Annotated in this window: 11 protein-coding genes; 5 read left to right on the top strand and 6 right to left on the bottom strand. The window is 61.0% G+C overall.

Annotated elements, in window-relative coordinates:
- Position 1 precedes the first annotated feature (1 nt).
- A complete protein-coding gene (sdhD, locus tag X771_RS148675; RefSeq protein ID WP_023688545.1) occupies positions 2 to 391 on the bottom strand; it encodes a succinate dehydrogenase, hydrophobic membrane anchor protein in 390 nt (129 codons plus the stop codon).
- 659 nt (positions 392 to 1,050) lie between these two features.
- Here sdhD and cphA point away from each other — a divergent pair.
- From cphA to X771_RS148690, 3 genes are read left to right on the top strand one after another with little or no spacing between them, the layout of a single operon-like run.
- The gene (gene cphA, locus X771_RS148680) at positions 1,051 to 3,828 is read left to right on the top strand and encodes a cyanophycin synthetase (protein ID WP_050587450.1); all 2,778 of its coding nucleotides are present in this window, start codon (positions 1,051 to 1,053) and stop codon (positions 3,826 to 3,828) included.
- On the top strand, positions 3,828 to 4,727 hold the full coding sequence (locus tag X771_RS148685) for an isoaspartyl peptidase/L-asparaginase family protein (RefSeq protein ID WP_023688543.1): 900 nt from the start codon (positions 3,828 to 3,830) through the stop codon (positions 4,725 to 4,727). Before cphA ends, X771_RS148685 begins: the two co-directional genes overlap by 1 nt.
- The gene (locus tag X771_RS148690) at positions 4,724 to 5,548 is read left to right on the top strand and encodes a cyanophycinase (RefSeq protein WP_023688542.1); all 825 of its coding nucleotides are present in this window, start codon (positions 4,724 to 4,726) and stop codon (positions 5,546 to 5,548) included. The genes X771_RS148685 and X771_RS148690 overlap by 4 nt, the downstream gene beginning before the upstream one ends.
- Before the next feature lie 194 nt (positions 5,549 to 5,742).
- Here X771_RS148690 and X771_RS148695 read toward each other — a convergent pair whose 3' ends face one another.
- Entirely contained in the window at positions 5,743 to 6,240 is a 498-nt protein-coding gene (locus X771_RS148695; protein ID WP_023688541.1) for a hydrolase, read from the bottom strand.
- Between the two features lie 39 nt (positions 6,241 to 6,279).
- Positions 6,280 to 6,450, bottom strand: a complete 171-nt coding sequence (locus X771_RS1000000166855) for a hypothetical protein (protein WP_023688540.1) — start codon at positions 6,448 to 6,450, stop codon at positions 6,280 to 6,282.
- A 914-nt stretch (positions 6,451 to 7,364) separates the two neighbouring features.
- Here X771_RS1000000166855 and X771_RS148700 point away from each other — a divergent pair.
- Entirely contained in the window at positions 7,365 to 8,189 is an 825-nt protein-coding gene (locus tag X771_RS148700) for an SIR2 family protein (RefSeq protein WP_023672672.1), read from the top strand.
- A gap of 148 nt (positions 8,190 to 8,337) precedes the next feature.
- Here the strand turns inward: X771_RS148700 and X771_RS148705 are convergent, their stop codons facing one another.
- The 3 genes from X771_RS148705 to X771_RS148715 all read right to left on the bottom strand — a co-directional run bounded on the left by X771_RS148705 (position 8,338) and on the right by X771_RS148715 (position 10,561).
- The gene (locus X771_RS148705; RefSeq protein ID WP_023688539.1) at positions 8,338 to 9,405 is read right to left on the bottom strand and encodes a M20/M25/M40 family metallo-hydrolase; all 1,068 of its coding nucleotides are present in this window, start codon (positions 9,403 to 9,405) and stop codon (positions 8,338 to 8,340) included.
- Between the two features lie 47 nt (positions 9,406 to 9,452).
- A complete protein-coding gene (locus tag X771_RS148710; RefSeq protein ID WP_050587453.1) occupies positions 9,453 to 9,881 on the bottom strand; it encodes a GFA family protein in 429 nt (142 codons plus the stop codon).
- A 68-nt stretch (positions 9,882 to 9,949) separates the two neighbouring features.
- Positions 9,950 to 10,561 (bottom strand): ATP-dependent Clp protease proteolytic subunit, encoded by a 612-nt coding sequence (locus tag X771_RS148715; RefSeq protein WP_023688537.1) that lies wholly within the window; start codon positions 10,559 to 10,561, stop codon positions 9,950 to 9,952.
- Between the two features lie 445 nt (positions 10,562 to 11,006).
- On the opposite strand from X771_RS148715, the gene X771_RS148720 reads away from it, so the two are divergent.
- Positions 11,007 to 12,407 (top strand): Do family serine endopeptidase, encoded by a 1,401-nt coding sequence (locus X771_RS148720; RefSeq protein ID WP_023688536.1) that lies wholly within the window; start codon positions 11,007 to 11,009, stop codon positions 12,405 to 12,407.
- Positions 12,408 to 12,411 lie beyond the last annotated feature (4 nt).

Raw genomic sequence — 12,411 nt, 5'->3', positions numbered from 1 at the left:
GCTATCTGAAGCTGATTAACAGCACAGCGAACAAGCTTGCGAGCGCGACTGCCCAGCAGAACAACCAATTGGCGATCAGAAGAAGCGATTTGAGCACGGTGGCATGGCAGTAATCTTCGATGATCGATTGCATTCCAAGCCGCATGTGAACGCAGCTTACGAGAATGAAGCCAATAAGGGCTGGCGCGACATAGATCGATCCTACGACGCTGAGGACGGCGTCTCGAGGCTCACCGACCAGCATTATAACGATCGCGACGATGTAAATGACAAGGATCAACAGGGCAGCAGATGTCAGCCGCTCCAGCATGAACGTTTCGGTTCCGTGTTTCGCCGATCCAAGGCCCCGCACTCGAGCTAGCGGAGTTCTGATTGAGGGTCTGTCAGCCATGGCGTTTCCCCAAAACTACTTGGTTGCCTTGCGCGCAACTCAAGCTGTTGCTGTTTCGATGCCCGGGCCGTCGGTGCCGACGGATATTGGGCAAGCACGGTCTCCAGTCGAGCAAGGTGGGCTTTGTGGGCGTTCAGTTCGTATCCTGAACGCCATCCAATTTGCCTGGGTCTGCCATCTCTGCATAGCTCGTTTTCAAGCAGCGAGATACGAAGGCGGACCGCGTCGATCTCGTTGACAAGCGCGGCCTTCACCGATTTTCGACTCTGCATGGCTGTAGTTCCGGTGCAAGGATGGTTCCAAACCTGACGCGTCTGGAAATGTTCCCGGGTGCCGAAGGCGTGCTGAAGATTAAATGCCTCAGTGCTGGACCCGCACAATGGGTCTCCATGAGCTAAAGCCGGGCACTAGCTCAACGGCCGCGATGTGCCCGGCGAATGCTTGTGAAAACGAGCGAACGCCTGGCCCGCCTCGTCCCGAGAGATAAGTAGCCCCTCAGAACAGCGGCCGCACGTGGCCGAGATGACCACAGGGTGTTCTTGGGGCAACATATGTTAACGGTCACTTTTGTTTCTCTCTCCTGCAAAAATATTTGGGCTGAAAGGCCGGGAACTAACCGATCCTCCGGATGTTGCGGAGTTAGTCAGGAGAAACGGACTATGTCGTACAAAGAAATTCATCGGGGCGCCTCGCGTTTTCGCCCTATCCGCGTCGTGGACGCCCGCGTGTTTCGCGGGCCGCACCTCTATAGTATGACGCCAATGGTCCAGATTCGGATCGACCTCGGAGCCCTTGAGGCGTTCCCGACAGACAAACTGCCCGGGTTTTCCGAACAAATCGTCCGACTGTTGCCCGGCCTTGCGGGCCATGGCTGCAGCTATGGCGCCGCCGGCGGCTTCGTCCGCCGCATGCAGCAAGGAACCTGGCTCGGCCACGTCGTCGAGCATGTCGCCCTGGAACTGCAGAGCATGCTCGGTCACCGAGTAACACGAGGAAAGACACGGTCGGTCAAAGGCAGTCCCGGCACTTACAACGTCATGTTCGCCTACAAGGATGAGCTTGTCGGGTTGCTCGCCGGACGCGTCGCGCTCGAACTGGTGGACAGCCTGCTGCCGGCCAATCTGCATGGTGTCGAGGGGCTCGGCGACATTGCGGAAACGCAGGGGCCATTCGAGTTCGCAGCCAGGCTTCAGCAGCTCAAGCGTCTGGCCGCCGAGCGTGCCTTGGGGCCTACGACTGCTTCCTTGGTGCGCGAGGCCGAGAGGCGAGGCATTCCCGCGGCGCGGATCGACGACAGCAGCCTCGTGCTGTTTGGTCACGGAAAGCATCAGAAGCGCATCCGCGCCAGTTGCAGCGACCTCACTTCCGAGATTGCGACCGAGATCGCCTCGGACAAGGACCTGACCAAATTCCTGCTGCAACAGGCCGGCCTGCCGGTGCCACGCGGGGAGCTGGTGCGATCGGCGCAGGACGCAGTCGCGGCGGCAGCACGGCTGGGCTACCCCGTGGTCACCAAACCACTCGATGGCAATCATGGAAGCGGCGTCAACATCGGTCTGGCAACAGAAGACGAGGTCCGCTGGGGCTTCGAACAGGCGCGAGAACACAGCCGTAGCGTTATAGTCGAGCAGCATTTCGTCGGCTCGGACCACAGGATCCTGGTGATCGGCGGAAAGGTGGTGGCGCTCGCCGAGAGGGTTCCGGCCCATGTGGTCGGCGATGGCCGGAGTTCTGTCGCCGAGCTCGTCGAGGAGACGAACCGCGACCCACGAAGGGGAGAGGGCCATTCCTCGGTATTGACCCGCATCGAGATCGACGAATGTGTCGAGCATTTCCTGTCAAAATCGCAGCTCACCCTGGCGAGCGTTCCAGCGCCGGGTCAAATGGTGCTCTTGCGGCCCACCGCCAATCTCTCCACCGGTGGGACCGCGATCGACCGAACGGAAGAAATCCATCCCGAAAACGCGCTGATCGCCAGGCGGGCGGCACAGATCGTCGGCCTCGACATTGCCGGGATCGACTTCGTCTGTCCCGACATCTCACGGCCGGTGAGCGAAACCGGCGGCGGCATCATAGAGGTGAATGCCGGTCCTGGCTTTCGCATGCATCTCGAACCCTCGTCGGGGCGCGCCCGCAACGTCGCACGGCCCGTGCTCGATCTTCTCTTCAAAGGCGGCAAGGACGGCCGGATTCCGATCTTCGCGATCACGGGAACCAACGGCAAGTCGACCACTGCCCGGATGCTGGCGCACATCCTGCAGGCGAATGGGGCAACCGTCGGGCTCACCTCCACCACCGGCGTCTACTTGAACGGCGAGCGGATCATGACAGGGGACTGCTCCGGTCCGCAGAGCGCCAGGATCGTGCTGCGCGAGCCGGGTGTCGATGTCGCGGTGCTGGAATGTGCGCGCGGCGGCATCCTGCGCGAAGGGCTTGCCTTCGATGCATGCGATGTTGGCGCGGTTCTGAACGTCCACGGCGATCATCTCGGGCTGAGGGGCATCGACACGATCGAGGACCTGGCGGAGGTGAAATCGGTCGTGGTCGAGTCCGTCCGCCGCGGGGGATGGAGCATTCTCAATGCCGACGACGTCCATACGTCCGCAATGTCGCGAGATGCCGGCGGCAGGATCTGCTACTTCTCGCTGGCGAGCAGGAGCGAGTGGCCCGATTTCTTGCGCAGCCACCTGGCGGAAGGCGGCCGCGCCGTGACGCGGGAGCCCAGCAGCGACGGCTGGGACATTTTCATCCACGAGGATGGGGAATCGATGTTCCTGATGAGCGTCGACGAAATTCCCGCGACCTTCGAGGGTTCTGCCGAATTCAACGTTGCCAACAGCCTGGCAGCCGTCGCCATGGCGCATTGCCACGACGTTCCGGCGGCAACGATCCGGGCGGCGCTGGCCGAGTTTGGCACCTCGTTCGAGCAATCTCCCGGTCGCCTCAACGTCTTCGACGGGCATGGTTTCCGCACGATCGTCGACTATGCGCACAATCCGGAAGGGCTGAAGGCGCTCGGAAAGCTCGTTTCCCACATGAGGCGCGGCTATCAGCGCACGATCGGCTTGGTCGCCATACCCGGTGACCGCCGCGATTGTGACATCCGCGAGATGGGCGCGATCGCTTCGCGGATATTCGATGTCATCGTCTTCAAGGAGGATGAGCAGGAGCTGCGCGGCCGAGCCCCCGGAGCGATCGCCGGCTTGCTGCGGGAAGGTGCCTTGAACGCCGGCTGCGCCCCAGGCCGCATACACGCCGTCTGTCCCGAGAAGGAGGCCGTCGACGTGTGTCTCCGGCTTGCTCGGGAGAACGACCTTGTCGTGCTCACCGTCGACGACGTTGAAGCCGTGTGGCGGCAGGTAACCGGCTTCGGAGGCGCGACGCCTTCGATGGGAGGGCCCGATCAGACCCATATTCGCCATCTGAGGGCTGGCTGATGTGGTCGCTGATCCTGCACGGCGGCGCCAAGGAGATCGATCCGCAAGAGGAGGAGGCGCATCGCAACGGATGCATCGAGGCGCTCGAGGCAGGTCGGGCCGTCCTGGCCGGCGGCGGAACGGCGGTCGATGCCGTGGAAGCTGCCGGTCGCGTCCTCGAGGCGGACCCGACGTTCAATGCGGGATATGGAAGTGCCCTCAATTCGGACGGCGAGGTCGAGATGTGCGCTGGCCTGATGGAGGGCAGGGACTTCAATGTGGGTGCCGTCGCAGTGATCAAGGGCGTGCGCCATCCAATCAGTGTCGCCAAGGCCATGCTGCATGAGGAGCCGATCCTGCTGGCGTCGGAGGGGGCCCGGCGTTTCGCCGCCGACAAGCAGCTGGAGCTTTGCGATCCGGCGGATTTGATCACGCCGCAGCAGCGCGACGCCTCCAGCAAGTCTGAGGCGAAGGATACGATCGGTGTGGTTGCCCTGGATCAATACGGGGACATCGCCGTGGGCACTTCGACCGGCGGACTGGACGGCAGTGCTCCGGGTCGTGTGGGGGATTCTCCGCAACCCGGTTGCGGCTACTATGCCGACAACCAATTGGGAGCCGTCGCCTTCTCGGGAGACGGTGAGCATATTGCGCGAAAGGCTCTCGCGGCCCGTGTCATGCAGGCACTCTCGGCGCGGCAGGCATTGTCCTCGGGGCAGGCTGAAGGCGGCCTGGAGCAGGTGCTGAATCCCGCGCTCAGGGAAGTCGAGGCGATCGGCGGCGAAGCCGGAGCCATCGTGCTTACCGCGACCGGCGTGTCTGGATGGGCGCATAACAGCAGGGAGTTCGCAGTCGCATTCATGACCAGCGAGGACAACCACCCACACGTTTTCCTGCGCAAGAAAGACGTGGACAAATGACCGACAAGAAGAAAAAACGATCCTCGAACGGTAAAGCCGGAACGCTCGTCATCATCGGCGGCCACGAGGACCATGATGGCGATCGTGTCATCTTGAAGGAGGTGGCGAGCCTGGTTCCGAACGGCCGCCTGGTGCTTGCCACCATCGCGTCTCATGAGCCGGATGGCTATCTCGAGAAGTATCAGAGGTCCTTCGGTGAGCTGGGCATCAAGGATGTCATCGAGCTCTACGTCAACGACCGCCTCGAGGCAGCTCATGAAAAGAAAATAAGTGCGCTCGCAGACGTGAGTGCGGTGTTCTTCTCCGGCGGCGACCAGCTCCGGATCACCAGCCAGATCGGCGACACGCCCATCGACGAGCGGGTGCACGAAATCTATGAAGCCGGAGGCGTCATTGCCGGCACCTCCGCGGGCGCGTCGGTCATGAGCGACACAATGATGGTGAAGGGGCCGAACGCAGCGTCCTTTCGGATCGGCCACATTCGGATGGCGCCGGGACTGGGCCTGCTGCCGAATGTCATCATCGACCAGCACTTTGCGGAACGGGGCCGCATTGGGCGGCTCATCGGGGCGGTGTCGCAGAACCCGCGCGTCCTCGGCATCGGCATCGATGAAGACACCGCGATCGTGGTGAAGGGCGAGATGTTCAAGGTCATCGGCAGCGGCGCTGTCTATCTGGTCGATGCAGCCGGCGTGACGCATTCCAACATCGCGGAAGGTGAGCCTGATGCCGCCCTTTCCATCCATGATCTTAGGGTTCACGTGCTGAGCTCAGGCGACGGGTTCGATCTCGCGCTGCGACGGCCGGTGGGGATTCCTTAAGACTTCGCCGCACTCAAGCTGATGGTGTGGCGCGGTCCGCGTACCGCGAAAACCGTATATGAGGCAGTTCTCCTATTTGAAGTCGCCCAACCAGGATTGTCGCGTTGTTGCGGGCCCGGCAGGATTACGGACGGCCTCTCTCGGCTCGAATCCCGCAAAGCTGAAGACCTTCGCTCACCCGGCGTTCTGCCGAGCTAGCCCCGGCGGCGACTGGCCTGAATGGCAGCAAAGGTTACCGGACGAAACCCCCATGCGTCGACGCCGACATCATGCTGGCGCGTCATCGGCTTCAGACGACCGTGCGAATGACCGTGCAGGTTTACCGACCTCTTGCCGATCTGGTTCCAGGTGCGAAAAGGATAGTGGCACAGAACCAGCAAGCTGCCCTCGACAAGAAGCTCCATACAGTGGTGCACGCTCGCCCAGGCCGGGTCGCCAATGGTGGCGGCGCCATCATTGTTGCCAATTATCAGGTGCTTGGACCCGTTAAGAGACGACAGCAGTGAAGACACGGTCTCGGCTGGACCCTTGGCGAAATCGCCGAGGTGCCAGACCTCGTCGTTCGGGCCAACCGTTTCGTTCCAAAACGCAACCAGCGCCTGGTCATGCTCGACCAACGAGGCGAAGGGACGCCGGTCGAGGCGCAGAATGCGCGGATCGTTGAAATGCGTATCGGAAGTGAAGAAGATCATGCGCCGCGGCCGGCTGCGACGCGCGACCGGCGATCGCGTCTAAATGCCGGAGCGCTCTTCGGCTTCATCATCGATCCCGATCGGGGCTTCCCTGAGCATCTTGAGTGCCTCTTCCTTCGTAAGGCCGCACTTGCGCGCGAAGTAGAGCGCCTCGATCGCCTTTTCGCGATCCGCCGTGGATTTTGCGTGCTGTTTGGGCTTTTTGCCCATCGTTCTCTGCCACCTTCCGAGGCCACCAAACCATCACAGTGCCGCGTTGTTCCCGTGCATCGGCTGACCTGCCGGACTGCGCGAATGCCGATGTCGCCGGCATCCCGCGAGCCCCGGACAGCGCGTATATCAGCCGGCTCGCGACAACGGCGGAGCGACTCCAACCCCGACAGCGTGAATTCAAACGAAAGCCCGCGCCGTGGGAGGGGCCGGCGCGGGCGATCGGGCTACCGATCTTGCAGCGCGGGGGTCGACCGCTGCATGGCTCGAACTGTGCAAGCGAGCATTTGTTCCGGGCCGCATGCAAAGCATCGGCGTTTCATTGCAATTCTGGGGGACACAACCAGCATTTCGCTTCAGTCCGCCGCCGATGTGGGAGGATGAATACCGCCTTGCGCTAATTCGTCCGCCCTGGACACGAAACCAACCGCGCATTGAGCGCGTAGCTTCGGCGATTTAAAAACACCTGCACTGGAATATTTCCGGGCGCATGGAACATCTCCGGCCGCTGATGTTTAGGCCGGAATGACGATGATCTCTGTTCTTACAATGATTTACTCTCTCGCCATCTTTATCGGCGCGAAGCGGCGCAACCTCTTGGTGAATGCGAAACTCGATAGAGTTTTGCGCAATATGGCTGGCGCAGAACTGAATCAACGTGGCCAGTAAACCGCAACACCGCCGGTTCCAGTTCACAGCCAGTGTCCTCGCGGCCGCTACCTCGGTTCGGGTGGCAAGCGGCTCGGCAGGACTGCAAGGGCCGCCCCCTCTGGGCTGGCTGGCGCGTGGTCGACCCGATTTCGTCGATGAGGGCGGAGCACGCTGGCTCGAATTGGGGAGCCGCGTCCACGATCCCCGCACCGGGGCACGCACCTTAGGTCCGGCCCACGCGAGTGGCTTCGGAGGACCTATCCATGAACGATGATGATCCTATAGATTCGCTCGCCAATGCAATTCGTCATCGCAGCGCAATTTTGTTTGTGGGGGCGGGGGTATCGATCAGCGTCGGACTTCCGTCTTGGGAGAAACTCATCGAGCGAATGGCAAAGGAGCTCGGCGTCGACGATGAATTTTCCACGCGACGCGATCGTTTTCAGACCTTGGCCGAATACTATCGGATCAAGCATGGCAGTATCGGACCACTTCGCAGTTGGATGGACAGAAACTGGTCTGTCGCCAAGGAACGGATTGAGAAATCGGAATTGCACCGACTCATCGTGACGCTCGATTTTCCCGTCATCTATACGACGAACTATGACCGGAACCTGGAACTCGCTTTTGAAATCCACGGTCGAGAGTACGTGAAAGTGGCCAACGCACGGCACGTTGCGCAGGCCCGTCGAGGCGTAACGCACATCGTGAAATTTCACGGCGACTTTGACGAGGACTCTTCCCTTGTCCTCACCGAAACCGACTATCTTGACCGCCTGTCCTTCAATTCTCCCCTTGATGTCCGCTTTCGCTCCGATGCTCTCGGCAGCACGATCCTGTTCATTGGCTATAGCCTCTCCGATCCAAACATCCGGCTGCTGTTGCACCGGCTTTGGCAAACCTGGCACCGGTCTGGATATGAGAAAGATCGTCCCCCTTCGTTCATCTTCATGCCCAGCCGCAACCCTGTGGAGGAGGCCGTGCTTGGGCGCTGGGGTATTTCGGTGCTCGTTGGCGCAGGTGATGATCCTGAAGCCGGTCTGACGGATTTCCTCAGGCGTTTGGTGGAAGCGGTCGCGGTGACCTGAGGCGCGCTCCCCAGTGGACCGTGGTTGGGTTTTCGCAGGTGCGCGGTGACCGACGAACCGGGCGGTAGCCGACGAACCGGGCGGTAGCCGACAGGCGCCAGATCGGCGACTGTTGGAGCCACGACTTCCACAATCAATCCCGCAGCGATCATCTTGGCGTGAAGTCGATCTCCGGCGTCAATTGCCGGCAATATGCACAAACCAGGTCAATCGTCGTTTGCACATCATCCAGGCAAACAACTTCGGACGGGGTATGCATGTAACGCAAAGGCACGGAGAGCACCCCACTTGCCACGCCGCCTCGGTTCTGCTGCATGACACGCGCGTCGGTAGGGCTTGAGCTGCCCACCGCCTGAAGCTGATAAGGTAGGCCCTCTTTCTCGGCCACCGACTTCAGCAGTTTGAACACCACCGGGTTGGTGTTCGCGCCTTGAGTGATTGCCGGCCCTTTCCCAAGGTCCAGTTTGCCCTGATCCTCGGCGCGAGCGCGCGGATAGTCCATTGCCACGCCCATATCAATTGCGAGGCCGGTTCGAGGCGCGATATTGAACGCTGAGGTCATCGCGCCTCGGGAACCAATTTCCTCTTGAACCGTACCCAGGATATAGAGGCCCACGCCGGGGTGAACGCCTCCCTCCTCGGAGAGGCAGCGCAGGACCTCGGCGCCGATGAGGAGGCCGACCTTGTTGTCGAACGCTCGTCCGACAGCAAGGTTGCCCTGTAGCGCTGCAAACTCGCCATGGATAGTGACCGCGCTGCCGACCTCTACAACCTTCAGCGCTTCCTCTCGCGAACTCGCGCCGATATCGATCCACAGTTCCATCAGCGAGGGCGTTTGAGACGTGTCAGAGGCTTTGAAGGTCTGGATTGCTTTGCGACCCACGACGCCCAGGATCGGCTCCTTGCCATGCACCCAGACACGCTGGCCGATTTCAGTGGCAACATCCGTTCCACCTATGGTGCTGAAGAAAAGAAAGCCGTCATCGTCGATGTAATGGACGATGAAGCCGACCTCATCCATGTGCCCGGCATACATGAAGCGCATAGACGCCTCAGGATTGATGATCGCTGTGACATTGCCCATGACGTCCGTCGTCAACCTGTGGGCATACGGACGAACATACTCGCGGAAAAGCTCCGCTACGGGTTGCTCAAACCCGCTCGGCGACGGGGTCGCCACAATTTCCTTCAAGAACTTGAGTGATTCATCGCGCATCAAGCTGACTTTCACGGTTCACGGGGTGGAGGGCCATTCGAGCATGGTCATACTCGTCGGGCTTCGCGCCAATTTTGGCCTTCTTCGGTGCGATCGCCCGCGAATTGGTCAGCCCAAGGCAGGTTGTGGAGCCAGGCTTCGCGCCGGGGGGTCCAAAGCTCGTATGTCGGGAGAAGGTCGTTCGGCGCATCATCGAGAGTGCCGGTCATGATCTCGGCTTCGTCGTCGCGGAGATTCACCACGCGCGACCCGCATGCCGGACAAAAACCTCTGCCGTTGAACGCCGCAAGCTCGCCCTTGCACTGGTAAGCCGACCGCGGCCACACGGCAAAGGCACTGTAGGTGCTGCCGCTGGTTCGCTTGCAATCCTGGCAATGACACAAGCCAACGCGCAACGGCTCGCCGGTAACAACATACCTCACAGACCCGCAAAGACAGCCGCCGGTCCGCTCTATCTTGTCAACCTCGTCGTTCATGGTCGCCGCCGACATGAGTGAGAGAAGCGTGTTGGACTCCGCTCTGCTGTTTGCATCGAGGCATCAAGTTAATGGGCAATGTCTTCAACAAGGCCTAGCTCCAAAGCTCTTGCTGCCATCAGGTAGCAGCTGTTCAGGGCATGGTCGCGCAGCTCTTCCAGCGATGTTCGAGAACCTTGGACGAGATCGGCGAACCCTTCATTCTCGAGTCGCTCTGCCGTTTCCAACAGCGCAAGTTGTTCGCGAACGATCTGAAGACAGCTTCGAATTGGTCCATTCAGAACCAAGTCTTTCTCAAGCCTTCTTTCATGAATCAACAGGACTGCTTGCGGGCAAAGGAACCTGCAGGCTTTCGGGAAAGCGGCAAGGACCGTTACCCCGGCAGAGTAAACCGTATTCTTGCCAATGATGTAGCCGTTGCGGCCCGAGTGTTTCAGAAAAAGTTTGAACTCTAGAGCTAGACGTCGCGCGCCGTCGGCGTCGCCTCCGGGCGTGTCGATTTCAACGTAGAGATCGTCTTCCCCGGAACGCACGGCTTTCAAATCGTCCAAGGCTTTGGTGACGACAGTGTCATCAATCAAGCCGTGTATACGCAAGTTTGGATCGAACAAAAGCCGGTGAAGGTCTGGAGCGGGCGGCGAGGAGACGGTGTGTTCGGCTGACTGGGGCAACAGGTCCATATAGGCATCCTCATTATGGGGGCCGAACTTAGTTGGTACCCTTTTGTTCCCTTGAGGGAGTTCGAGCGGTGGTGATCACAGCCGCGTCTCTCGGCGGCTGTGGAGCTCCCTCTTTCATTGCAGATCCTTTTCGCACCAGGCCCGGTAGAGGCACCTCAGCCGCTAGGTTGGCTCCATCGGCATATCGGGCATTTGCCGGAGCTGACGCAGTCGCTTTGCTGATTTCTGCCACGTCCGGGACCAGTCCTGTGGACGGTTGAACTCAACGGCCTCAATGGTTCCCGGCTGCTGCCTTCCGGACCCCCGCGGTCGGGCTATTTTTCCTGGCCGTGCCATTTTTCCGGGGGGCTGAAACAAACAGCTTTGTTGGCAGTTCTAGCGTCCGGAGCACCGGCTCCGCGCGGCGCGGCCGAGCGGCCGGGGCTGTCCGGCAGGAGGTCCAGCAATGTCTCACGATATGCAAAGACGATTTGCAACGCGCTTGATCGCGGTTGCGCTGATGCTCTCGGCCAGTGGCGTGGCGCCTGTCCTGGCCCAGGATACCCCGACCGACTTCACAGCGATCATCCAGCAGAAATTGCCGGCCGTGGTCGCGATCACGACCCGGGAGGTTGTCCAGGACCAGACGACGGCGGGCGACTTTACAAGTCCGTTCGACGGCCAGGGCCTCGGACCCGTTCAGCCGCAGGTGAGGGAGGCGCTTGGCTCCGGATTTGTGATCAGTGCCGACGGCTACATCGTCACCAACAACCATGTCGTTGCCGATGCGACAGAGATCCATGTCGTATTTTCCGACAAGGAAACGGCGCCGGCGCAATTGGTCGGCCGTGACCCCGCCACCGATATAGCGGTGCTGAAGGTCGACCCGCGGCCCAACATGACCACGACCAAATGGGGTGACTCGGATGCAATGCAGCCGGGCGCATGGACAATCGCGATCGGCAGTCCCTTCGGGCTCGGAGGGACTGTCACTGTCGGCGTTCTTTCGGCCCGCTCGCGAGACATTCAAGCCGGGCCGTATGACGATTTTCTCCAGACGGACGCGTCGATCAATCGAGGCAACTCGGGCGGTCCGCTGTTCAACGCACGTGGCGAGGTGATCGGCGTCAACACCGCCATCGTCTCGCCGTCCGGCGGCAGCATCGGGATCGGGTTTGCGGTGCCATCGCGCACCGCCCAAAGCATCGCCGACCAGTTGATCAGAACCGGCCGGATCGAGCGTGGCTTCATCGGGGTCCGCCTGCAGGACATCACGCCGTCGCTGGCTGAGGCCCTCGGGATGAAAGATGACAAGGGCGCGCTGGTTGCTTCGGTCGAGCCCGGCAGCCCGGCGGAGAAAGCCGGCTTGAAGCCGGGTGACGTGATCACCCGGTTCAACGGCAAGGGCATTGAGGGTATCCATGACCTCACGCTTGCGACGGCTAGCCAGAAGCCTGGCAGCAAGGCCACTCTGACACGGAGTAACGGCGGAAAGGACCAGGAGATCGCGCTTGTCATCGGTGAGCGCAAGGATGCGGAGGTGAAGACCGGCGCTGTTCCCGACAAGAAGTCGGCGGCCGAAGGCCTCGGCCTATCCCTCAGCCCGATTCCGGATCAGGCGCGTCAGCAGCTAGGCATCAAATCAGGAACAACCGGCGTCTTCGTCGTGGAAGTGGTTCCCGATGGCCTTGCCGCCCGGAGCGGATTGCAGCCCGGCGATGTCATCATATCGGCCAACAATCGCCGCGTGACGGAGCCTTCGGATATCGTCGAGGAGTGGGCGAACTCTCGCCGGCAGAGCAAGCCCATCCTGTTTCGGCTGGAAAGGCAGGGGCAGTCCGTGTTCGTGGCGGTCGCCGGGAAATGACCGT

The organism is Mesorhizobium sp. LSJC269B00, assembly GCF_000502815.1.
Taxonomy (GTDB): domain Bacteria; phylum Pseudomonadota; class Alphaproteobacteria; order Rhizobiales; family Rhizobiaceae; genus Mesorhizobium.
This window is presented reverse-complemented; position numbering and strand designations above follow the sequence as displayed.